This window comes from Mesorhizobium sp. 131-2-1 (genome assembly GCF_016756535.1).
GTDB lineage: Bacteria > Pseudomonadota > Alphaproteobacteria > Rhizobiales > Rhizobiaceae > Mesorhizobium.
This window is the reverse complement of sequence record NZ_AP023247.1, coordinates 6653283-6676486: the sequence shown is the minus strand read 5'-3', so window position 1 is coordinate 6676486 and position 23204 is coordinate 6653283. Positions and strand designations below refer to the sequence as shown.

At 59.6% G+C, this 23204-nt stretch carries 21 protein-coding genes, 2 pseudogenes and 1 riboswitch; of the genes and pseudogenes, 8 read left to right on the top strand and 15 right to left on the bottom strand.

Annotated elements, in window-relative coordinates; genetic code table 11:
- Positions 1-33: 33 nt before the first annotated feature.
- On the bottom strand, positions 34-3150 hold the full coding sequence (locus JG743_RS32090) for an efflux RND transporter permease subunit (RefSeq protein ID WP_202296429.1): 3117 nt from the start codon (positions 3148-3150) through the stop codon (positions 34-36).
- A complete protein-coding gene (locus JG743_RS32085) occupies positions 3147-4400 on the bottom strand; it encodes an efflux RND transporter periplasmic adaptor subunit (RefSeq protein ID WP_202296427.1) in 1254 nt (417 codons plus the stop codon). Before JG743_RS32085 ends, JG743_RS32090 begins: the two co-directional genes overlap by 4 nt.
- Positions 4401-4565: 165 nt before the next feature.
- On the opposite strand from JG743_RS32085, the gene JG743_RS32080 reads away from it, so the two are divergent.
- Positions 4566-4781 (top strand): hypothetical protein, encoded by a 216-nt coding sequence (locus JG743_RS32080; RefSeq protein WP_202296425.1) that lies wholly within the window; start codon positions 4566-4568, stop codon positions 4779-4781.
- 199 nt (positions 4782-4980) lie between these two features.
- On the opposite strand, the pseudogene JG743_RS32075 reads toward JG743_RS32080, so the two are convergent.
- Positions 4981-5385 (bottom strand): annotated as a pseudogene (locus JG743_RS32075) (transposase); the annotation flags it as partial.
- Positions 5386-5588: 203 nt separating this feature from the next.
- Between JG743_RS32075 and JG743_RS32070 the strand changes: the two are divergent.
- The 4 genes and pseudogenes from JG743_RS32070 (at position 5589) to JG743_RS32055 (ending at position 9430) form a co-directional block, all read left to right on the top strand.
- Entirely contained in the window at positions 5589-5987 is a 399-nt protein-coding gene (locus JG743_RS32070; protein WP_193363995.1) for a hypothetical protein, read from the top strand.
- A 335-nt stretch (positions 5988-6322) separates the two neighbouring features.
- Positions 6323-6565: pseudogene (locus JG743_RS32065) on the top strand (GAF domain-containing protein); the annotation flags it as partial.
- A gap of 600 nt (positions 6566-7165) precedes the next feature.
- Positions 7166-8275 carry a histidinol-phosphate transaminase gene (hisC, locus tag JG743_RS32060; protein WP_010913508.1) on the top strand — a complete coding sequence of 370 codons (1110 nt, stop codon included), beginning with the start codon at positions 7166-7168 and terminating at the stop codon, positions 8273-8275.
- A 126-nt stretch (positions 8276-8401) separates the two neighbouring features.
- Positions 8402-9430, top strand: coding sequence for an LLM class flavin-dependent oxidoreductase (locus JG743_RS32055; RefSeq protein ID WP_202296423.1), 1029 nt, complete (start codon positions 8402-8404; stop codon positions 9428-9430).
- 260 nt (positions 9431-9690) lie between these two features.
- Here JG743_RS32055 and JG743_RS32050 read toward each other — a convergent pair whose 3' ends face one another.
- From JG743_RS32050 to JG743_RS34485, 11 genes are all read right to left on the bottom strand, one after another.
- Positions 9691-10461, bottom strand: coding sequence for a hydroxymethylpyrimidine/phosphomethylpyrimidine kinase (locus tag JG743_RS32050; RefSeq protein WP_202303135.1), 771 nt, complete (start codon positions 10459-10461; stop codon positions 9691-9693).
- On the bottom strand, positions 10452-11057 hold the full coding sequence (locus JG743_RS32045) for a thiamine phosphate synthase (RefSeq protein WP_202296421.1): 606 nt from the start codon (positions 11055-11057) through the stop codon (positions 10452-10454). Before JG743_RS32045 ends, JG743_RS32050 begins: the two co-directional genes overlap by 10 nt.
- Positions 11054-11827, bottom strand: a complete 774-nt coding sequence (locus JG743_RS32040) for a thiazole synthase (RefSeq protein ID WP_202296419.1) — start codon at positions 11825-11827, stop codon at positions 11054-11056. Before JG743_RS32040 ends, JG743_RS32045 begins: the two co-directional genes overlap by 4 nt.
- A 1-nt stretch (position 11828) precedes the next feature.
- Positions 11829-12026, bottom strand: a complete 198-nt coding sequence (thiS, locus tag JG743_RS32035) for a sulfur carrier protein ThiS (protein WP_202296417.1) — start codon at positions 12024-12026, stop codon at positions 11829-11831.
- Positions 11995-12996: a glycine oxidase ThiO gene (gene thiO, locus JG743_RS32030; RefSeq protein WP_202296415.1), complete on the bottom strand. Its 1002-nt coding sequence runs from the start codon at positions 12994-12996 to the stop codon at positions 11995-11997. The genes thiS and thiO overlap by 32 nt, the downstream gene beginning before the upstream one ends.
- Positions 12993-14828 carry a phosphomethylpyrimidine synthase ThiC gene (thiC, locus tag JG743_RS32025; RefSeq protein ID WP_202296413.1) on the bottom strand — a complete coding sequence of 612 codons (1836 nt, stop codon included), beginning with the start codon at positions 14826-14828 and terminating at the stop codon, positions 12993-12995. Before thiC ends, thiO begins: the two co-directional genes overlap by 4 nt.
- Before the next feature lie 103 nt (positions 14829-14931).
- A riboswitch (TPP riboswitch) is annotated at positions 14932-15048 on the bottom strand.
- A 281-nt stretch (positions 15049-15329) separates the two neighbouring features.
- On the bottom strand, positions 15330-16067 hold the full coding sequence (queE, locus tag JG743_RS32020; RefSeq protein WP_202296411.1) for a 7-carboxy-7-deazaguanine synthase QueE: 738 nt from the start codon (positions 16065-16067) through the stop codon (positions 15330-15332).
- Entirely contained in the window at positions 16064-16420 is a 357-nt protein-coding gene (gene queD / locus JG743_RS32015; protein WP_044548957.1) for a 6-carboxytetrahydropterin synthase QueD, read from the bottom strand. Before queD ends, queE begins: the two co-directional genes overlap by 4 nt.
- Positions 16420-17118 carry a 7-cyano-7-deazaguanine synthase QueC gene (gene queC / locus JG743_RS32010; protein WP_202296409.1) on the bottom strand — a complete coding sequence of 233 codons (699 nt, stop codon included), beginning with the start codon at positions 17116-17118 and terminating at the stop codon, positions 16420-16422. The genes queD and queC overlap by 1 nt, the downstream gene beginning before the upstream one ends.
- A 406-nt stretch (positions 17119-17524) precedes the next feature.
- Complete coding sequence (locus tag JG743_RS34490) at positions 17525-17791, bottom strand: hypothetical protein (protein WP_244673018.1); 267 nt, start codon at positions 17789-17791, stop codon at positions 17525-17527.
- Positions 17785-18027 (bottom strand): Fic family protein, encoded by a 243-nt coding sequence (locus JG743_RS34485; RefSeq protein ID WP_244673241.1) that lies wholly within the window; start codon positions 18025-18027, stop codon positions 17785-17787. Before JG743_RS34485 ends, JG743_RS34490 begins: the two co-directional genes overlap by 7 nt.
- Between JG743_RS34485 and JG743_RS34480 the strand changes: the two genes are divergently transcribed.
- The 3 genes from JG743_RS34480 to JG743_RS31995 all read left to right on the top strand — a co-directional run bounded on the left by JG743_RS34480 (position 17935) and on the right by JG743_RS31995 (position 21469).
- Positions 17935-18150 carry a hypothetical protein gene (locus tag JG743_RS34480; protein ID WP_244673249.1) on the top strand — a complete coding sequence of 72 codons (216 nt, stop codon included), beginning with the start codon at positions 17935-17937 and terminating at the stop codon, positions 18148-18150. The genes JG743_RS34485 and JG743_RS34480 overlap by 93 nt on opposite strands.
- Positions 18151-18620: 470 nt before the next feature.
- Positions 18621-20054, top strand: coding sequence for a phosphomannomutase (locus tag JG743_RS32000; RefSeq protein WP_202296399.1), 1434 nt, complete (start codon positions 18621-18623; stop codon positions 20052-20054).
- Positions 20054-21469: a mannose-1-phosphate guanylyltransferase/mannose-6-phosphate isomerase gene (locus JG743_RS31995; RefSeq protein ID WP_202296390.1), complete on the top strand. Its 1416-nt coding sequence runs from the start codon at positions 20054-20056 to the stop codon at positions 21467-21469. Before JG743_RS32000 ends, JG743_RS31995 begins: the two co-directional genes overlap by 1 nt.
- A gap of 1021 nt (positions 21470-22490) precedes the next feature.
- Here JG743_RS31995 and JG743_RS31985 read toward each other — a convergent pair.
- Positions 22491-22751: a transcriptional regulator gene (locus tag JG743_RS31985; RefSeq protein ID WP_006333988.1), complete on the bottom strand. Its 261-nt coding sequence runs from the start codon at positions 22749-22751 to the stop codon at positions 22491-22493.
- Positions 22752-23204 lie beyond the last annotated feature (453 nt).

The following is a 23204-nucleotide window of genomic DNA, read 5'->3' as shown; positions in this document are numbered from 1 at the left end:
GCGTCAGCGGGCCAAGCACGGCCGCTCCCCAACCTATTCTGCCGGGACTGCGGGGAGCGCGGGCCGACGCCCGATGATCCGATACTTGACGCCCATCATCAAGCCTGCAAACTGCTGCATGTAGAGGTAGATGACCGGCGTGGTGTACAGCGTCAGCAGCTGCGACACGCAGAGTCCGCCCACGATCGCGATGCCGAGCGGGCGTCTGAGTTCCGAACCGACGCCAGTACCTAAAGCGAGCGGCAGCGCGCCCAACAGCGCACAGAGCGTGGTCATTGTGATGGGCCGGAACCGCAAGATGCAGGCTTGGATAATGGCTTCCTTTGGCGGCAAGCCGCGGTCCCGCTCGGCTGACAATGCAAAGTCGATCATCATAATCGCATTCTTCTTCACGATGCCGATGAGCAGGATGATGCCGACAAGCCCCATGACATCAAGCTGACCACCAACAAGCATAAGCGTCGCGAGGGCGCCCACTCCCGCTGAAGGCAAGGTCGACAGAATGGTTATCGGGTGGATCACGCTCTCGTAAAGCATGCCGAGAACGATGTACACGGCGATCAGGGCTGCCACGATTAGCATCGGCTGCGTGCTGAGCGAGGCCTGGAAGGCCTGTGCGGTGCCCTGGAACCCGGTCTGCACCGTCGCGGACATGCGAATCCGTGCCTGCATGGCTTCGACCGCCGTAACCGCGTCCCCGAGGGCGACGTTGGGCGCGAGATTGAAACTCAGCGTTACGGAAGGGAACAAGCCCTGATGGTTGATCGTCAGCGGCGCCACGGAGCTACTGACCTTGGCGAAAGCGCTGAGCGGAACCTGCTTGCCCGAATTGCTTCCGACATAGATCGCATCAAGCGCGCCTGCATCGACTCGGTATTTCGGATCGATCTCCATGACGATTTTGTGCTGGTCGGCTTGGGTGAAGATCGTCGTGACCTGCCGCTGACCGAATGCGTCGTAGAGTGTGTCGTCGATCGCCTGCGGCGTGATGCCGAGGCGTGATGCCGTGTCCCTGTCGACAGCGATGCTGGCATGCGGCGCCGCGGCTTGCAGGTCATTCGCAACGTCTCGGACCTGAGGAAGCTTGCGCAATTCGGCGGTCATCGTGTCGGCCCATCTGTACAGTTCGGGCAGGTTGGGGTCCTGCAAGGTGTACTGGAACTGCGTCTGGGAGCCGCGTGCGCCCACGTTGATGCCCTGTACAGCCTGCATGCCCACGCTGACGCCGGACACACCGGCCGTTTCCTTGCGGAGGCGTGCAATCACCTGATCCGCGGACACGGATCGTTCCGACAGCGGCTTGAGGACGATCTGCAAGTTGCCGGAGTTCATGCGCCCGGAGCCGCCGAGGGTGGACCGGACCGTGTCGACCGCCGGATCTTTCAGGATGATATCGACAACGGCCTGCTGCTTGGCTGCCATCGCTTGGAAGGAGATATCCTGCGCGGCCTGCGTGGACCCGGAAATCAGCCCGAGGTCCTGTTGTGGGAAGAAGCCCTTCGGGATCGCTAGGAACAACTCCGCCGTTACAGCCAGCGTTGCGAAAAAGCAGAGGAGAACAAGCCTTGGATGTCCGACCACGACGCGGAGCGAACGGCTATAACCCCGCTGGATGAAGTCGAAGCCGCGCTCGAGCAGGCTGGATAAGCGGTTGGGCTTGGCGTCGTGACCATGGCCTTTGATCATCAGGGCGCACATCATAGGCGTAAGGGTGAGCGAAACGAGCGCCGAAATGATGAGCGCTACCGCTATGGTGACGGAGAACTCCCGGAACAGCCGGCCGACCATGCTGCTCATCAGAAGCAGCGGGATAAAGACCGCGATCAGCGATGCGGTCATGGAAACGACCGTAAAGCCGATCTCGCTCGCCCCCTTCAAGGTGGCCTCAAGAGGGGATTCGCCGCCCTCGATGTGCCGGACGATGTTCTCGATCACGACGATCGCATCGTCGACGACAAACCCTACGGCGATCGTGAGTCCCATCAGCGAAATGTTGTCCAGCGAGTAACCCAACAAATACATCACGCCAAATGTGCCGATCAGGGAAACGGGAATCGTGACGGCCGGAATGATGGTCGCGCTCATGCTCTTGAGGAATAGGAAGATCGTGAGGACAACCAACCCGATCGTAATCATGAGTGTGAACTGGACGTCGGCCACGGCTGCGCGAACGGCAACCGTAGAGTCACCCGCCGTCATGATCTGGACGGAGGGAGGGAGGCGCAACCGCAGTCCTGGCAGGGCGGCCTTGACGCCATTCACGACGTCAACCGCGTTAGCGCCCGACTGCAGATGAACGTCTATGAGGACAGCCTTCCGATTATTGTACCATGCACCCAACGTCGTGTTTTCGACGCTGTCGATCGCGCGTCCGATATCGCTGATCCTTATCGGAGATCCGTTGCGGTAGGCGATGATTGCCGCGCTCGCGTCCGCCGAGGTGAGGAGTTGGTTATTGGCGTCAAGCGTGACCGAGCGCTGCGCGCCTTCGAGAGTGCCCTTGGGTCCGTTGGTCGTCCCCACTACCAGCGCGGACCGAACGTCTTCGAGGCTCATCCCGAGGCTGGCCAGCTTCATGGGATCGAGCTGGATTCGGATGGCCGATTTCGAAGAACCGGGCATGTCCACGAAGCCGGCTCCCGGAATCTGGGACAAGGTCTGGGCAACCATATTAGACGCCGCATCCATGACCAGCGGGAGGGGGATCGTGTCCGACTGCAGCACGATGGAGATCACGGTGAACAGTGCCGGATTGACCTTGTGGTAGGTGGGCGGACTTTGCATTGCCTTTGGCAATGAGCCGCTCGCCGCGTTGATCGCCGCCTGAACGTCCTGGGCCGCGCTGTCGATATTGCGGCTGAGATCGAACTGCAGCGTCATGTCGGTTTTGCCGAGCGTACTCGTCGACGTCATCTGGGCTAGGCCGGGTATGGTCGAGAATTGCTGTTCGAGCGGGCTCGCTACCGTGCTCGCCATCGTTTCCGCGTTGGCGCCGGGCAACGTGGACTCTACAGCGATGGTCGGAAAATCGACCTGAGGCAGCGACGAGATCGGCAGAAGCATGTACGCAACCATGCCCACGAGCACGATGCCGAGCGTCAGCAGCCCGGTCGCAATTGGACGCTGGACGAATATGTTGGAGACGCTCACACTCGATCCCTTCGATGGCCCAAAGCTTCGCCTGCCGCGTCCTGCGATCCGGCGCTCTGCGTCGACACTTTCATCCCGGGCTTCAGGCTGTATTGCCCCTCGGTGACGACCGTATCGCCGGCATTCAAGCCCGAAGCAATCACGGTGACGTCGCCGGCTACGCGTTTGACCGTCACCTTGCGCTGGACCAGCGTCGAGTCCTCCGGCTTGACCAGATAGACGTAAGTGCCGTTGGCCGACTGCTGAACGGCACTTGATGGAACCGAAGTCGCCTCGGACAGGAGCACGCTCTGGAACAGGGCACTGACGAACTGCCCCGGCTTCAGTTGATGGTCCTTGTTCGGGAAAGTCGCCTTCAATTTGATGGTAGCCGTCGCGGGATCGATATGATTGTCGACGAGGCTCAAAGTTCCCGTGTCGAGCATCCTGCTATCGTTGGCCGCTAGGGCGGTGACGGAAATCGCGGACGCTGGCGTTCCGACCGGCCAGTCAGCGACGGCGTCCGCCGGCACGTTAAACACGACCGAAATCGGCTCGAGCTGATTGATTGTCACAATCCCCAGATCGGTCGAAGTGATCATGTTGCCCGCATCGATCATCCGTATGCCCGCCACGCCGTCGATCGGCGAGGTGATGGTGGTGTAGTCTATCTGGGTCTGCGCGTTCTCGATGGCGGCTTTGTCCGCCAAAATCGTCGCCTCCGTCTGGGCGATCTGCGCCTTTTGCGTATCGAGGACCTGGCCCGTGGCAAAGCCTTTCTGGGCAAGGCTCGAAACGCGTTGCAGATCAGCTTGAGCATTGGTGAGTTGTGCCTGATCCTTGGCCAGCGTCGCTTCGGCCTGATGCAGAGGTCCAAGGAAGGGTTTCGGGTCCAGGCGGGCGAGCACATCGTGCGCATGCACCATCTGGCCTTCAGTGAAGACGATATCGTTGATCTGCCCATTGGCGCGAGGCTTGACTGTCACGCTGTTGAAGGGTTGCACGGTTCCGAGCCCTGTGACCCAGATCGGAACGTTCCCAAGTTGCGCCTGCGCTGCCTTGACCACAATGGGAGGCGCCGGTGCGACAGTTGCGAGCGCGACGGCGTCCGAAGGGCGAGCGCTGCTGTAGGCATAGATGGCAAAAGAGCTACCGCCCAAGAGGACGATCGCGAACATTAATCGCAGCGACCGCGACTTGCGGAACTTCTCAGCGGGAAGGGTCTGTTGCGCCAAAGGCTCGTGCGGTTTGTCTGGGGTCTGTTCGAGCATTCGGATCTCCTGGTGACAGTGCATAAACGGCACGCTCAAAGACCGTTCTGTTGCACTGCAGCATTACGTCGGAAATCCTTTTGCGCTATTAAAATCGGTGTTAAGAAACGTTGCGTAAGCAGCCATGAGTAATTCTCCGTGGAATATAGGAGCACGACCGAGGCCTTGCGCATAGCAACCGAACCGTTATGGAGCGTGATCAGCTTCAGCGGCAGTCCGGCCTTGAAGAAAACGCCCAAAACTGAGATCTGTGCCAGCGATCTGCGCCTGCTCGGGGAAGATCAGTCTGGCGACCTAGCCGAGCAGCGTAAAGTTGTCGACCAGCGTGGAACTCATGGCGACAATCAGGCCAGGCACATCCGGGTTTCCAGACCGGTATGAAGGGCCTGGGCGCCAGCACGGCCGGCGCATTGCTCATGATATTGGAGACGACCGCGGAGAAGCCCGACAGGCGCCGTCGCGCGCCGGCGCAGACCCCTTCCTAGACTAGCGACAAGGTATTCGCCCTCGACTTAGAGGTCTCTTCCAAAAACGAGCCTGTCTACATTGCTGCGTTCATTCATCCTTACCCCGGCCTTTATCAACCAAAGACAGCTACGGCCGATTTGATAGTGATGCCACCATCGGGGCTTCGCCGCATCTGACGTCCCGTGGCGGCGCAAAAGACAGTCGGCAGTTGCAGCGCTGGCGGCACCCGTGACCAGAGCCTTCGCATGATTTCCCGGCCATGCCGAGTTTTCCGAATGGCGCTTCCAGACACGACGCGCTGAGACCAGCGGAAGCCGATTTCATGGAAATACAGGTCGGCATGTTGCGGGCTGATATGGTGAAAGACGCCGGCGATCGTCCGCCGCACGCGGGAATTGAAACCCTCCACCTAATTGACGTGGACCGTGTCGCGAAGATATTCGTGGCTGGAATGCTTCACGGTCTCATGCTTGGCAAAACTCTCGCCTATGGCCATGAATGCCTTCGCCTCATCCGAGGCGGAATCCAAGTAGAGAAAATTTGAGTTCGTTTTCAATCGCCTCGGCATGGAGCAATAGGAGCGCGGACCAACAAAAATACCAACAAAATATTTCTGTGGATTGGTTCGGTTCCCGAATAATGCCCCATCCATCCATGACACTGCATCAAGGTCGCGGTGCCGTTTCCTCCTATGGCGGGACGAGGTCGGGGGGCCGCCGCTTGGATGTTTTCCACGGTCGCAAAACGGCCCGGCAAGGGGCGGTCTTCGTCGGCAGCCACCGCTTGCAGGGGCACGAGCTCCGCGAAATCGGCTTTCGCTCCTATTTCCGTGACAACGCGCCGAGTTTGGAGGTGCTCGATACGCTCGTGACCCTCGAGAAGCGGCAGATCACATACGAGACCACGCTGGATCTCATGCACGGCAACCTGAGCTCGTCGGCTTCTGTATGGTCGGCGGGGGCAGGGGGCCATCAGGAGCTCCGCGAGGTGCGCAAAGCTCAAGACGCTGTCGCGATTGTGAATGAAATCACGCCGGAGTCGCAGTCGGCCCTCGTAGATGGCATCGTCGCGATGGCGGTCGCCACGCCACTGCGCCCAGCTTTGCCAGGAGCTGATTAGGCTGATGGCCCGGGCCATCAGCACCGGCACCGCGGCGACGCCGGGGCAGACATTCTGCCGTTCGATATCATCTACCGGAGCTATATGAAACTGATGGAATTCTATCATGAGCGCAGAGTTTCCTTTCGCGAATGAAAGAAAGCTCGATTGACTCTCCCGCCCCATTCCGGTCTCGTGAATCAACGTGCGGTTGCGGCGTGCAGAAGCCAGTCGACGGTCGCGATTCATGAAAGGAAACTCCATGGCAAGGCATCGCACCGCTGTGCACTCGACCACGTTGCAGCGTCCCGACTTACGGCCAGGGCGTTTTTCGCGCTTGCCCGTGACCAGTCAAAATCCGCAACCAAGCGGTGGACCCGGCTTTCAACGCCGCCGACAAGGACGTGCTCGGGGCGTCCGACAGCATGAAAGTCTCGTTCATCGGCGTACCCGTTCGCGTCGATGCGAACGTCGTGGGCACGCCGACCATCGACCGCATCTTGGACAACAAATCAAGTTCCCTCCTCGATTACGACCTGCGCCTCCTCACCACAATCGCCAATCTGGTTGGGCAGACAGTGAAGCTGCATCGCATGTTCCTGGCAGCGGGAGCGTCAATCGGCAGAATGCCACGGACAGTGTTTTTTCGCGGCGCCGTGGAAGAGCGGACCGGGCAACAAGGTGCCGCAACTGGGCCGATGATGCCAGACAGGCCGGCCACGCGGCCGACTGAGGCTGCTCCTTGGGCCGCCGCTACGGTCCCGTCCGTCGTCAGCGACCAGGCACCGCTGGCGCCTCCCAGCGCAGCCTCTTTAACGGTACGAGTATGTCAAATCGCGAGCGTGTCATCGCGGCCGTGAAGAGATGGTTCGGTGCAGACAAAGGCGGCGCCTGCTTGGACTGACGCCGCGCCAGATTGGATACACGCTGAGGAAATACGGCATCAGATCAAGCGTCCTTGAAAGGCTGACCGAGGCAAATATCAGGGACAAATCAAGCGTTGGTGGTTGGCGGAGCCTTGGCCCGATGACGAGTGGATGCGGACTGAGCGTCGGGCCAATCCGACCCGGGAGGACAGCCCGCCCGACCTCGCGGGGTCAATGTGCTGACAACGGCGGTGTGAATGCACTGTTGGTCGGCCATGTGCTCAGACCATCAGTTCATCCCGGATTCCCTCTGCGACTGAAACGGAGAAAAACATGTCCGATGCAAAACTTCAGAGTGTGCTGTCGTCTCTTTCGCAAGTGGCGAGACAGTTAGATGCTCTGCCATCCGATACACCAGCGCCGGATTCAAGTTGGGTAAAACTAAACACGAATGAGAACCCCTTCCCGCTTCCGGAAATCATAATGCAAAGTGCGATTGCAGCTCTCGAACGGCAGTATCTATATCCAGAAGACGATAACATCAGCTTGAGAGAAGCAGCGGCGAATGCCTACAGCGTCTCCATGGATCAGGTGATCGCCGGCAACGGATCGTCTGAACTGCTTGGACTTGTCTACAGAGCATTCCTTACCCCGGGGGATAGCGTGGCGATGATGTCGCCAGGCTTTTCGTTCAACCGCAAACTTGCAACGTTGCAGGGTGCTCAATTTGTCGAAATCGAATTTAGCAAAGATCATTCCTTGCCGATGGAGCAATTGCTCTTCGGTCCTGCAAAGGACGCCAAGTTCATTCTGCTAGCCAATCCGAACAATCCGACTGGAACGTTCGTTCCGGTGGCCGATATCGAACGCCTGGTAGCGAAATCGGACCGCTTGATCGTGCTGGATGAGGCCTACGTCGACTTTGCACCCGAGAATGGTCTACGCCTCATCAATCGCTATTCGAACCTTCTGGTCTTAAGGACATTTTCGAAAAGCTATGCTGCCGCCGGCGTTCGCGTCGGTTTCGGTTTCGGTCATCCTGAAATTATCGGCAGGCTACGCAACATCCAGAACGTCTTCAACATGAATGTGATCGGGCAGGCGGTTGGTATCAGCGTCCTTGCGCACCGCGCCGCCTATGCAGACAACCACAGACACATCAGGCATGAACGACGGCGAGTGACGCTCGCGCTGTCGCAACTTGGATTTTCCGTAATCCCTTCCCACGCAAACTTCTTGCTTGCCCGCGTGCCAACGGCACAGGACGGCTCATGGTGGCAATCAGCCTTCGCAAGGCAAAAAATACTTGTTGCCGTCTTTCCAGATAAAGGTTTGGAAAATTACATCCGCGTCAGCATCGGTACAAAAGAGCAAATGGATGCGTTTCTTCGTGCCGCTAGTCGTATTAGCAGAATATTGAATATGTCAACACCCCCGCGTTAGGTTGCCAAGGCTCTGCTTTAGCATTTCGCAGGCAATAATCCGAGCGATTACATAAGCGAGAAATCTTTAAAATGCTTGGAATACGCAAGCAACCGGACTTGTTGCGTCAAAAATGGAGAGAATATCATGGATAAGGCCTTTCCTTCAGGCCTAGCTGTCGGCATCTTCGATCATCTGGACGAGGACGGCCCCGATATCGCCCGACAGTACGAAGATCGCCTGATGTTAGCGGAGGCGTGCGATCACCTTGGATTCTATGCATATCATCTCGCAGAGCACCATTGTACCCCACATGGGAGAGGTCCCTCACCGAATCTGTTCTTGTCGAGCGTAGCCCAGCGAACCCGGCGCCTTCGTGTCGGCCCGTTGGTAATGCTGCTTGCCCTCTATCATCCGCTACGTGCGTTCGAAGAGATCTGTATGCTGGACCAATTGAGCGGTGGCAGGCTCGAACTTGGGATAGGGCGCGGCTCGCTCCCGATCGAATTGGGTTACTTCGGGATTGGCTCGGACGCGGCGCCAAACCACTATGCGGAAGCCAGCGAAATTCTTATCAATGCGCTGAAGGGCGGCACGCTATCCTATCAAGGTCGCCATTTTGAGTTGAACAGCGTTCCGCTGACGCTAAGAACTCATCAGCGTCCACATCCGCCGACTTGGATCGCCACCAATCGACCGGAATCGGCAGGCTGGGCCGCTGCGAATGGCATGAACATCGCGTGCGTGGGACCTTCCTCTTCCGTTCGAAGAATCACTGATGCCTTCCGCGCCGGTCGAGAGCACACCAGTGAGGCGGACGACCAAGCGCCATTTCTTGGATTGCTCCGAATGGTCGTGATTGGGCGTTCTGAAACAGATGCACGTTCACTCGCCGCACCTGCTTACGAACGGTGGCTCAAGAGCTTTAAATTCCTTTATGATCTCAATGGTATGCCGACTCCACCAAACCTGCCGCTGACCTTCGATGCAGCAATCGAGAAGGAATTGTGCGTAGTAGGAACGGCAGCATCTGCGGGACAAGCTCTTCTTGATCAGCTGGAAGCGGCAGGTGCAAACTACCTCCTTTGTCAACCGGCGTTTGGGAATCTGTCGTTAGATGCTTCCCTATATACCGCAACGGCGATTCAATCCGTAATTATGGCTCGAGTTGGCTAACCCCGGTTCGAACGTTCGCTCACCCAACAACGTGCCAAGCGGCATGCGGTCGCTAGCGACGACTAGATGCGGGTTTCGGATGACCCATCAACCTGTTGGCACAGAGGCATGCGGCTCCTCCTCAAAGCGGCGTGTTGTTCATGGGCGAAAGCGACCGTGTATGCCGCATTCTCACCCCTCGGATAGGGCCTTCATGTCCTAGGAGTAGACCCACGATCGCCTGCCAGACTTGATCGGAGCGTTGGATACGTTCGGCCCGATCAGCTTGTCGGCCCGATGTCCTTCGATCCGGCAAGCGCATCGAAAACATGTTGCTTGGCTTGGCGCACGCTCGCTTCCAGCGACGCTCCAAGAGCAAGCGAGGCGGCGACTGCGCTGGCCATCATGCAACCCGTTCCGCGCATCCCACGCGGCAAGCGGGGCGCCTCGAACCGAATTGCAGGTTGGTTCGGCTGCAAAAGCACGTCGACGCAACGGGTTCCTTGTGCATGGCCGCCCTTGACGAGTACGGCGGTCCTCACCGTCCTCGATAGCTCTTCAGCCTGACGACAAGCCCCTTCTTCGTCCGCGGCCGGTGACGAGCCGGTAAACGCAGCCAGCTCGACCAGGTTAGGCGTTACAAGCCGGCAGATCGGCATCAGATCGTGGCGCAGCATATTAATGGCATCGTCCGCCAGCAGATTGCGTCCCGAGGTAGAGGCCAGGACCGGGTCGAGTACCACAGGCACTTGGCGGTTGACCAAAACAGCGCCGACTGCCTCAACAGCCGCCGATGTCCCAATCATGCCTATCTTGACGGCCGCGACAGCGTTGGCAGCGAACGCGGCGCGCATCTGAGCGGCGACAAGCTCCGACGGCACAAGCTTGACGTGCTCGACAGCCGAGTGCGTCTGGACTGTCACGGCGGTGATGGCAAGACAACTGCGCAGCCCGAAGGCGGAAACCGTTTCTATATCGCGGGCAATTCCAGCTCCACCGCTGGAGTCCGACCCACCAACGACAAGCACATGCGGTTCTCGCCTCAGCGCCATCGCTCCGTCTTTTCGATCCATTCTCGTGTGCGCCCTTCGGGATCGGCATTCAGCGTGATGTCGGTGACCACCGCCGCGCTGTCGGCATCAGCCGCGAAAACTCCGTCGAGCCTGTCAGGGTTGAGACCGCCAATGGCGACCAATGGGATTGGCGCTATCCGATGCTTCCATTCTCTGATCCGTTCGAGTCCCTGCGGCGCCCATTTCATCGTCTTCAGGATGGTCGGGTAGATGGGGCCGAGCGCGATATAGTCGGGCTCGGCGGCCATCGCCGTGCCCAGTTCGACACCATCATGCGTGCTCAGTCCGAGCCTCACGCCGGCTACCCGAATCCGCGAACGGTGGGCGGTTTGCATATCCTCCTGACCGAGATGAACGAAGTCGCAGCCTTCCTCGATGGCCAGTCGCCAGTAATCATTGATGATGAGCTGGCACCCGTATCGCGCGCACAAGGCCTTCGCTGTGCGGATCTCAGCGCGCAATCCGGCTTCGCCCATGGTCTTGATGCGAAGCTGCACCAGCTTGACGCCGAGCGGCACCAGCCGCTCGATCCAGGCAGCGCTGTCGACGATCAGGTAGAAGGGATCGAGCTTCATGAAAACACTGCCCTGCCGATCGTCGGCGTCGACGGCACGGCAACGTCGCGCGGTTCGAGCATTCCCGAGCAGAAAGCCTCACGACCGGCATCGACCGCCTTGCCGAATGCGCGCGCCATGCCGACCGGCTCGGCAGCCCTGGCGACCGCGGTGTTCAGAAGCACGGCGTCAAAGCCGAGTTCCATGACGGTTGCCGCATGCGACGGTCGCCCGAGCCCCGCATCGACAATCAGCGGGACGCCAGGGAAATGTCCGCGCATCGAGCGCAACGCGGTGATGTTGATCGGGCCGAGGGCGGAACCGATCGGAGCGCACCACGGCATCAGGACCTTGCAGCCCGCATCAAGCAGCCGTTCGGCGACGACAAGGTCATCGGTGGTGTAGGGGAAGACCGCAAAGCCGTCCTCGCACAGGATGCGGGCGGCATCCACCAGGCCGAACACGTCTGGCTGCAGCGTGTCGTGGTTGCCGATCACTTCGAGCTTGATCCAGCTCGTACCGAAGACCTCGCGCGCCATGTTCGCAGTGGTGACCGCTTCCTTGACGGAGTGGCAGCCGGCAGTGTTGGGCAGGATTCTGACGCCCAGCGAGCGGATCAACGACCAGAATTTCTCGCCGGCCCTGCCACCTGCCATCTCACGGCGCAGCGAGACGGTCACCACCGACGTGCCCGATGCCTTGACCGCATCGGCAAGGATGGCCGGCGAAGGATATTGCGCGGTGCCGAGAAGCAGGCGGGAAGGAAGCGTCGTCCCGAGAAGCTCGAACATGCTAGCCTCCCTGCATGGGCGAGAGGATTTCGATCCGGTCGCCGTCGCTCAACTGGAATTCCGCCCGGTTGGCTTTGTGCACGAGGTCGCTGTTGACGGCAGTGGCGAGCCAATCGCCTTCATAGTCGAGCGCGGCAAGCAGCTCCGCCAGCGTGGTGGCGGCAACCTCACGCGCTTCGCCGTTGACCATCAGTTTCATGAGTAGGTTCCTTGGTTCCGTCTTGATTGAAAACCAGGTCGGCAGCTTGGCGCGCCATGGCGGGGGCGAGGAGAAAACCGTGACGATAGAGCCCATTGATCGCGACGGTGTCTCCGCTCGCTTCGACGCGGGGCAGGTTGTCGGGAAAGGCCGGACGAACGCCGACACCGGTTTCAACGATCTCGGCCTCGCCAAAGGCCGGATGGAGGGCATAGGCCGCGCCCAAAAGCTCCATCATTGAACGAGCCGTGACAGGTCCAGTGGACTGGCTCTCGATCATCGTCGCGCCGATCATGAAACGGTGGTCGGTGCGTGGCACCATATAGAGCGGAAAGCGCGGATGAAGCAGCCGGACCGGGCGCGACAGCGAGACATCAGGCGTACGCAGGATCAGCATCTCGCCACGAACGCCACGCAGCCTTCCATCGACGGCGGACATTCCCGTGCAGTCGATTTGACGACCGAACCCGGAAACAGCCGGGGCATCGGCGCAGAAGTGGAATTCGACTCCCATCGCCGCCAGCCTGTCATGAAGTGCCGCCATCGCCTGGCGCGGGTCGAGATGGGCTTCGTCGGAGAAGAGCAGTCCGCGGCGGAAGCGGCCGGCGAGGTCGGGCTCGAGCAACGCGATTTCATCCTCATCGACGCGCCGATGACCCGACGTGCGGCTGGCGAACCGGTCGAGTTCGCCCGCATCGCGCGGCGCGGCCACGACCAGTGTTCCGGCCCGCGTCACCTGCCCGGGCGTTGCCGTATCCCACCAGTCGGCGGCATCGCGTCCGAGATCCAGCACCGGTTGCTCGGCGCTTTCGCGCTCGCACCATGGCGCCAGCATGCCGCCGGCGAACCACGACGCATTGCCGCCGAGGCCATGTCTTGTCTCAGCAACTGTCACCGCCGCGCCGCGCGTGGCGAGTTCGAAGGCTGCGGTGAGACCGGCGACGCCGGCCCCTTTGACCAGCACCCTCATGACCGCTCATGCGCCTCCGGCACCAGCGGTGTGCCGGTCTCGTCCGCCGGCACGTAGAGATCGCCGCCCTCGCGGTATTTCGCCGCCATCGCCGCCATGCCCTCCTTCTGCGCTTCGGCACGAATGTCGTGGGAAATCCGCATCGAGCAGAATTTCGGCCCGCACATCGAGCAGAAATGCGCCAGCTTGTGCGCTTCCTTGGGCAAGGTCTGGTCGTGGAAGGACCGCGCTGTTTCGGGATCGAGCGACAGGTTGAACTGGTCCTCCCAGCGGAACTCGAAGCGCGCGCGGGAAAGGGCGTCATCCCTGACTTTCGCCGCCGGATGCCCCTTCCCCAGGTCGGCGGCGTGTGCTGCGATCTTGTAGGTGATCACGCCAATCTTGACGTCGTTGCGATCGGGAAGGCCGAGATGTTCCTTCGGTGTGACGTAGCAGAGCATGGCGGTGCCGAACCAGCCGATCATGGCGGCGCCGATACCTGAGGTGATGTGGTCGTAACCCGGCGCGATGTCGGTCGTCAGCGGTCCAAGCGTATAGAAAGGCGCCTCGCCGCAGACGGCGAGTTGCTTGTCCATGTTCTCCTTGATCTTGTGCATCGGCACGTGGCCGGGCCCCTCGATCATCACCTGGCAATCCTTGGCCCAGGCGATCTTCGTCAGCTCGCCGAGCGTTTCCAGTTCGGCGAATTGCGCTGCGTCATTGGCGTCGGCGATCGAGCCGGGACGAAGGCCGTCGCCGAGCGAAAAGGACACGTCATAGGCGCGGCAGATGTCGCAGATTTCGGCGAAATGCTCGTAAAGGAAGCTCTCCCGGTGATGGTGCAGGCACCATTTGGCCATGATCGACCCGCCGCGCGAGACGATACCCGTGACCCGGTCGACCGTCAGCGGGATGTAGTGCAGCCGCACGCCTGCGTGGATGGTGAAATAGTCGACGCCCTGTTCGGCCTGTTCGATCAGCGTGTCGCGGTAGACCTCCCAGCTCAGATCCTCGGCGATGCCGTTGACCTTTTCGAGCGCCTGATAGAGAGGCACCGTGCCGATCGGCACCGGCGCATTGCGCACGATCCATTCGCGGATGTTGTGGATGTTGCGGCCGGTCGAGAGGTCCATCACCGTATCGGCGCCCCAGCGGATCGCCCAGACCATCTTTTCGACCTCCTCGGCCATCGAGGAGGTGACCGCCGAATTTCCGATATTGGCGTTGATCTTCACCAGGAAATTGCGGCCGATGATCATCGGCTCGCTCTCGGGATGATTGATGTTGGCGGGAATGATCGCGCGTCCGCGCGCCACCTCGTCGCGCACGAACTCCGGCGTGACGAAGTCGGGGATCGCCGCGCCGAAGGCTTCGCCGTCGCGCTCAAGCTTGCCGCGCAGGATCTCGCGGCCGAGGTTCTCGCGGATGGCGACGAACTCCATTTCAGGCGTGATGATGCCGGCGCGCGCATAGGCTAGCTGCGTGACCGCCTTGCCTGCCTTGGCCCTGAGCGGCCGATTGCGAATGGGAAATTCCGGCGTCAGGCGCTCGCCCGTGACGAATCCATTGTCTTCCGGCCGGACATGGCGGCCGTCATAGGCTTCGACATCGCCGCGCGCCGTGACCCATTCGTGGCGAAGCCGGGCAAGGCCCTTTTCGATGTTGGTTTCGACAGCAGGGTCCGTATAGGGTCCTGACGGATCGTAGACGGTGATGGGCGGTTCGCCGGCCGTCGGATGGACGGAGATTTCGCGCATCGGCACCCTGATCTGCGGGTGGAGGACGCCGGATTTGTGGATTTTCCGCGAGGCGGGCAGTGGTCCCGTCGACACGGCGGGGGTGAGAGCATTCATCGTGAGGCTCCTTTGCTCATGCATTGGAGACCCAGTTCTGTGCCGGAAGGATGAAAAGACGCTTCTGCCGACCTGCCGAAACAGGACCTCGGGCGTAAACTCCCGCAAAGCGCTTGCACCGTCCCTACGCCAGTATGAACTGGATCAGGTTCAACGGGTCACTGCACCGCGAAAGCCAGCAGTATCTCAGCCCCTTGCCGGGACTCCCCTGGTGAATGCATCGAATTGAACGGCCCTTCGCTATTTTGTCAAGCGCATTCGTCCCGCAGCGGTGATCGGCGACCAAACAAACCCAGCGGAAAAGCATGGTAGTATCGAGAGCAAGTCACGCTCCAGAGGAGCGGTGAAGCGCCCCCAATAAGGCGAGCCCTCATGCGGATTTCGGTGCCTTTTCCAGCACGGTGTTTTCGGGGCTTTCCGGAACGACGCTGCTGCCGCCCAGTTGGGTGAGATTGCTATAGAGGTCTGTCTTGCTCATCGTCGGCAATCCTTCCCCTTCGGCTAGACGCCCCGTTTGTTTCCCCAGAGCAGAACATGAAGCTGCGGCAGTACACGCGCCTCGAACCACATGTCACGGGTCACTTTTTCAACCAGCCATTCCATGCGCCTCATCACACCGGCCATGTCGATGAACGCGTCTTCGTTGCCGGGACGCGGCGGCGTGTGATTGCCGGGCTGCAGATAGACGGGTAATTGCGGGTAGCGCGCCGCGGCGTCTTTGGCATAGGCATAGTCATCTTCGTCGAAGACGACGAGCTTGAGCGCCGTCTGCGGCTTATCCTGCGCCGCCTCTAAGCAGGCGTCGAACGCGGCCCAATCTGTCGTCATTTCACTTGAGGGCGGCTTGGGGCTGAGTACCAGCACGTCGAGATCCGCGAACCATTGCTTAGACACCGAACCTTGGGTTTCCAATGCAAAACGGTAGCCCTCACCATGCCCGCGGTCGATCAACTGGCCAAGCGGCTGGATGGCCGGATTGCCGCCCGACAGCGATACCATCACGGGCTGACCGCCGGAAAGTGCAATGACCTTTTGCCAAACCGCGTCGGAAGACATCATCTCCCAATCATGGCGGAAGCGACGGTCCACCGCATGCAGGCTGTCGCACCAGGAACAGCGATAATCGCACCCGCCGGTTCTTACGAACACCGTCGGCAAGCCGATCAGCACGCCTTCGCCCTGAATGGTCGGCCCAAAAATCTCGCTCACCCGGATTCCGGGATGCAACGCGCAAGTCATGGTCGGTATTCCGCCCAGGTTTTCGGCGTCTCGCTCACCCGCACGGCGGAGGTTTCGGGTAGCCGCACCTTGCACCAGTCGTAGAAGTGCCTGGCCAGACATTCCGCTGTGGCATGGTCATGCCCCAGCACGTCGTTAAGATGCCGATGGTCGAACGTCCCATCGATGTAGTGCTTGAACGCCGCCAGATCTTGGTAGTCGCGCACAAAGCCGTGTTCGTCCAGTTCGCCACCTGAAAGCTCCACTACGACGATGTAGTTGTGGCCGTGCAGACGTGCGCACTGATGATCTGGTGGCAAGGAGGTGAGCTGATGCGAGGCCGAGAAGTGGAACTCTTTGGTAATGCGGAACATCACGCGCTCCTTGTCTGGATAGCGTGGAGCCAGAAGTCTGCGTCCTCATAATCTGTCGGGTCGGTGATGCCGGCCAGATCGAATGCTTCGCGCCGTTCGACGCATGTCCCGCAGCGACCGCAATGAAGTGCACCGCCCTTGTAGCAGGACCACGTCGCCTCGAACGGTGTGGCGTACTTTGCCCCCTCGCTGACGATGTCGGCCTTCGACATATTCACATACGGAGCGTACAGGCGGATATCGGCGTAGCCTGCGAGGGCATGGTTCTGCATCGTCTGAAAGGCGTCGATAAAAGCGGGCCGGCAATCGGGATAGATGAAATGATCTCCGCCGTGGACGGCAGTGGCCACCGCATCGGCCTTCTGCGCGGCGGCAACCCCGAAGGCGATGGCCAGCATGATGGCGTTCCTATTCGGCACCACCGTGATCCTCATGGAGTCTTCGGCATAGTGCCCGTCGGGCACGTCCACATTATCAGTCAGCGCCGAGCCGCTCAGGTTCCGGCCAACATCGCGGATATCGACGATCTGGTGCGGAACAGCCAGCCGCTTGGCGCAGATAGCGGCAAAGCCGAGTTCCTTTTTGTGCCTCTGGCCGTAATCGAACGAAAGCAGGCCAATGAGTTTCTGCTCGGTCGCCACCTTGTGAGCGAGCGAAACAGAGTCCAATCCGCCGGAGCAGATGACGAGGGCTTTCATGGTTTGAATCCTTGTTTTGACCGGGTAAGGCTGCGACCGGAGATTTCTCTGCGTTCCCACTACTCCACGGAGCCGGTTTTGTGAATGGGGTGGACGCGATTGAGCGCACGTACCTTGTTGTCAGCGTCCCCAAGATGACTTGCACGCGACTTGTCGCGTATCTTCGACCGCTGGGGTGCTGACGCCGGCACTGCGTATATAGGCGTATAGATGATGCAGAAATCACTGCCGTGGCGCAGCAGCATTCCCGACACACCTTCGGCTTGTCCGGTTTGCCCCAGAACTTGACGTCCCGAGTTTCGGCGCTAACGCAAGGGTCGACCGGCAGTCCCAGGGAAAGGCTTCTGCCGCGTGCTTTGCCGTTTTCTGGTCTGCGCATAGATCGCCTCGAGCCGCCCGCGCTTCGTCATTGGTCAGAGCCGGGAATTCCTTTCCGAGGGCGCGGCTCGATAGGGCCACCATTCTGGTTAAGGAAACGGAAGAGCAGATCGATCAGCCGCTTGGGCGTGTCGATAAAGGCATTCACCAGTTGCCGGAATTGATCGTAGCGCTGCAGAAAAGCTGGTTCGTAAGGAAGGTACCGTTCGATCGTCCGCCGAAGGCAGGCATAAAGAAATTCGGCGTGCGGGGTTGCATCGAAGTATCGGTAGAAATCCCCGGTGTCATTCAGCACCCGGACGTTGAATTGCGGCGTCGGTTCCCATTCGACCAATGGCAGAAGGCGCTTCGAATTGCTCTCCAGCACGCGCCTGTACTCGTCGATCTGGTCCAGGATCGCGGCCGAGACGGGAAACACCACTCCCGGCGATTGAAGCTGTGCATGGCAAGGACGTGGTGGATCAGGTAGCGGTGAATGCGGCCGTTTCCGTCCTCGAACGGATGGATGTAGACAAAGCCGAAGGCGAAGATTGCGGCGGCGACGACTGCATCAAGGTTTTGCGCTGGGCCTTGATCGAACGCAATTCCAGAAACAACTTTCTGAAGGGCGTCGCAAGGCAAGACATTGTCGGCGCTGATCGTCGCCCCAACTGATCCAAGCATCGGTTCCTGCTTGGGTCCAGCGCCCTAGGCGACGCCATGGTCGGCGAGCGCTCTGGCTGACCTTAATCCATTACCCAAGAATCACAGGGTTCCATTGCGCTGATCGAGACGGCTTTCTAGCCCTATCCATGCCATGGATGCGTTCCATCCAAACAACCAAGTTTACGGACCTGTCATGATGCTGCATAGCGAAATACCGGCAGGCACCGATCGATCACTCCACTTCCTTGATCATTAGATGAGCCCGCCAAAAGATTCCACTAGAAGGAGAACTGTGGATGCCCCTGTGCCAGTGGATGCCCTGCTGTTCGGCGGAACTCTGAGGGGTCCTTACGCCACACCGTGTTGTAGAGACCGCATACCTGAACAGCAGGTGCCTGAGAACGATGGCGCTTGCAGTAGAAAGTACTAGCCCATTGCAACATTACCCCACCCTGCCTGTCCACTAGCAAAGCGAAATCATGAAATTCGGGTCAAGCGGCGTTCGAGGTTTGGCTTCGGAATTGGTCGGCAAGGCCAGCGGACTTTATACCGAAGCTTTCGCTTGGCGTTTGATTTCCAGCCGGGTTCAGCCGAATAGTTCAGTCTTCATAGGCCGCGACCTACGTGACAGCAGTCAGGCGATAGCCAACAATTGCATGGCGGCGTTGGCCGCAAATGGTTTCCAGCCGATCGATTGCGGCACCATACCCACGCCTGCCCTGGCACTATATGCATGCAAACACGGCGCGGCGGCTCTTATGGTCACCGGGTCGCACATTCCAGCCGATCGCAATGGCATCAAATTCTATGGCCCGAATGGTGAAATCAGCAAGGCGGATGAGGCCGCGATTACGCGCTTTGTAGCCGAAAGATCAATTGCGTATTGCTTACCAACGGCTTGTCTGGGAACGACGTGGCCTATGCACCGTGAAGAAGCGATCGCCTCTTATCGAGAGCGCGCCCATGACATGCTGGAGCCGGGCTCACTTTCCGGCATGAGACTTGGTGTCTATCAGCACAGTTCGGTCGCGGCGGAACTGTTGGTACAGGTTCTTCGATCGCTCGGTGCCAGCGTGGTCGCCGTCGGGAAAACCGGGACCTTCGTACCTGTCGATACCGAAGCCGTGGACGCAGCAACAATCGCAAAATTGAAGAAGTGGGTCCGCGAATTCGGTCTCGATGCCATCGTGTCGACCGATGCGGACGCTGATCGGCCACTCATCGCTGATGAAAATGGCGATCTTCTTCGCGGCGACCTGGTTGGGCTTGCAACGGCTCTTTTCCTGAAGGCAGACACGATCGTGACGCCAGTGACCTCCAATTCGGGAATTTCGAAGGCCTTGGGTTTCGCGGTCCAGAGGACGAAAGTCGGGTCTCCATTTGTCATTGAAGCAATGGAAGCATTACACGGCGCCGGCGGCGTCATCGTCGGCTTTGAGGCCAATGGTGGTGTTCTGCTGGGCTCGGATTGTGTCGTGAATGGGAAGACATTGACTGCACTGCCGACGCGGGACTCATTCCTCCCGATTTTGGCCGTGCTCAGTACCATGGCGTCGACAAAAAAGAAGCTGTCGCGACTGCGCGGGCTTTGGAATCTTCCTGTGTGCGCCAGTGACCGGCTTCAGAACTTCCCCGCGGAAAGTTCGCGCAGATTGATGGATCATCTCGCAAGCCGGAACGCACTGCAGCACTTTCTTGCCTCGTTCGGGACCGTCGCCGAAATTGACGAAACCGATGGCCTCAGGGCGCGGATGCTTTCAGGTGAGATCATACATCTGCGGCCTTCCGGCAATGCCCCGGAACTGCGCTGCTACTCGGAAGCTTCGACCGAGAGCAGGGCCATGGCGATCGTCGCCTCGACGCTGCAAGGGGCACATGCGTTCGCGCTTACAGACGAGATAGAGGACCTTTGATGAAAGTGGTTCCGGTCATCATCAGCGGTGGAGCTGGTTCGCGGCTCTGGCCCGCCTCAAGGCAATCGCACCCCAAACCTTTTCTCAAGGTGGCGGATGGACTTTCGCTCATCCAGCACACCGTGTTGCGCGCCGCTTCGATGCAGCATGTCGTGGAGCTTGTTACCGTGACGTCCACGGGGCACCTCTTCCTTACGAAAGACGTTTTCGACGAGCTGGATTCCGTTGTTTTGCCACGCACCTTTCTGCTTGAGCCTGAGGGTCGGGATACCGCCGCCGCCGTCGCTGCGGCAACCGTCCATGCCAAGGCAACACAGGGTCCCGATGCTGTTCTGTGTGTTTTTCCCGCCGACCATATGATTGGTGATCTGCCCGCATTTCAAACCGCCATGAACCGGGCAATCGAACAGGCGCAGCAGGGGCGTATCGCAACCTTGGGCATAACCCCGGATAGGCCAGACACCGCATTCGGCTACATCGAGGCCGACGGTGAGAAAGTTGTTCGGTTCGTCGAGAAACCGAACGCCGAGACTGCCAAATCTTATGTCGCGTCCAAACGTTTCTTCTGGAACGCCGGCATCTTCTGCTTCAAGGCGCAGGTCATGCTCGACGAAATGGCTGCGCATTGCCCGCAGGTGATCGATGCCGTTCTCGATAGCTATGATAACGCTCGCGTCAGCCACGGCGAACATGTTGCCAGCGTCGAACTCTCATCTGAGCACTTCGCCATGGCGCCGCATATTTCACTCGACCATGCGGTGATGGAAAAAACCCACAATCTGGCTGTCGTTCCCTGCGAAATGGGGTGGAACGACATTGGATCTTGGAACGCAATGGCCGAACTGGTCGCCGCTGACGGGAGCGGCAACAGGATTCGCGGCGATGTCCATGTGGTCGACACCGTGGGCAGTTACATAAGCTCGGACAAACGCGTCATCGGCACCGTCGGCATCAGCGACCTGGTGATCGTGGATTCCCCCGATGCATTGCTGGTTGCATCCCGCGATCGCGTCCAGGACGTCAAGAAACTCTTCGAGGGACTCAAGGCTGCGGGACATGAAGCGCACTTGCTTCACAGTACCGTGCACCGGCCCTGGGGCACCTACACGGTTCTGGAGGAAAGCGAGCGCTTCAAGATCAAGCGCATCGAGGTGAAGCCGGGCGGACGCTTGAGCCTGCAGATGCACCATCACCGCTCCGAGCACTGGGTCGTGGTCAGCGGCACTGCGAAAATAGTCAACGGCGACCAGGAGCTACTCCTGACCACTAATCAATCCACCTATATCCCTTGCGGCCACAAACACCGGCTCGAAAACCCCGGCAATATCGGACTGGTGATGATCGAGGTCCAAAGCGGCGAGTATCTCGGCGAAGATGACATCGTGCGGCTTGAGGACGTATACGGTCGAACGTGACAGTCCAACGTCACATGCCCTACGGTGGCTGGCAGACCGAACCTGCGTCGGCATGTGGGCTGTCAGGCGACCGGCGGCTAGGCAAGGCGAGGCAAACCAGAACAGGTTTTATGAGTATGGCTAGTGAGCGATGTCGCAACGACAGGCTGGCCGAATTGTTGAGACGGCAGTTTTCCGGCGAGATTGTCAGACGACACTTGCGCATCCGATGTAACGGCATGCGCTGCTACAGCCGCTCGAGTTGCGGAAGGTGATCGGCAATATCAGTCGATCAGATGCGCGATAAGGTTCGTTGCCATGTACGGCAGGCGCGACATGAGCGGCCTGGCACTCTGACGGGGTAGGCCAGCATGCGCCGGGCCTGACTGGCGGGGGCTCGCAAGAGAAACGCGGCACCGGCTGACGAAGATAATACGCTCCTGCGCGCCGGTGACGGACCGGGGCCATTAGGCGTAGGCGCATCGCTATCGCCATGCCACATGGACAATCCTATTCGGGCTCGGCAGATGGACGGTAATTCCAGCTTTCGACGGCGTTGACTTCGTCGATGCAGACCGGCCCCGATGCACCGCAGTCCTCGCATTTCATCACAACGCGCGCCTCGTCCGTCTCATATGGCCTAACCTCGCAGCTTGTGCAGAACGGGCAAGGGATCGCTTTCATCGTGACGAACCTTCCTGATGGCCTCGGGTGGTTTCGCCGAAATCTTTCGTCTAAGCGCTCGACTTCGCAAGCGCTGATCGTTGTGCCGTAGTTCGGCGCCACCATCGGGTAGGGATATTTTGTCCACATGCCCTCGTACCATCAACCGGCTAGCCGGTTCTCTCTATCCACAGATCTGGCCTCTCGTGCGGGCCAAAGTTACATCCGTGTCGCCCAGCATGAGGCCGATCTTCCGCAGAGCGAATGGATTCCGTAGAAATAAGAATTCTGCCACCGCCCCGCCGCCGTAAGGGTATTGATATACCCTTGGGATTTTGATCCGACCTGGCAGGCGGCGGGTAATCTTCAGAGGCCGACGTCAGGCAGCGTTCGGGATACCCGAGATTTCATCGAAGATACTCTCAGCCAAGCCAAGCGCCCGAGCGATCCGATCGCGATAGCCCTTGTCGAAACAATGGCCAGATTCGATCAGCCCGACCTCCTCGACTGTCAGACCGCTGGTCACGGCAATGTCCTCGGTCGAATAGCCAAGATGTTCCCGATATGCCTGAATTACGGGTTTTCCGTTTGAGATTGCGGTAAGCACTGCCTCGGGCAGCGCGAAAGGCGTTGCGGTCATTTTGCCTCCAAATGCAGAGAACGGCCATTCGATGACTCGAAACAAGCGGCGGCCGATGTTGAAATAGGATGCCGAAACGGCCCGAGCCGGCGGCATCCAAAAATGCGATCACTCTCGAACGTGTGAGAGGCGCTACGTTAATATGGCGGCCGCCGCCGTTTAGATCAAGAACCTTGGCTCGCTTTACGAGGATTGCTCCAGTGGCCACAATTCGACGACACAGTGCGCAGCGCCGTCATCACGCTCACATCGATGATTGCGCGGCCGCTTTAACGCGCCGTCGGCTTGCGGCGCGATTGAGGAGCCGCGATCTGGCGGTCGGGCACTAGGCGCACCAGCTCGCGGACCAGCGTCAAAGTATCTGCGGGGACTGTCTAGCGATGCTTGCCGGCGGCGTTCATCTTGAGCTTTAATACCGTGTGGTCCCCTCCCGCCCATGCAGGAGGCCGGGTG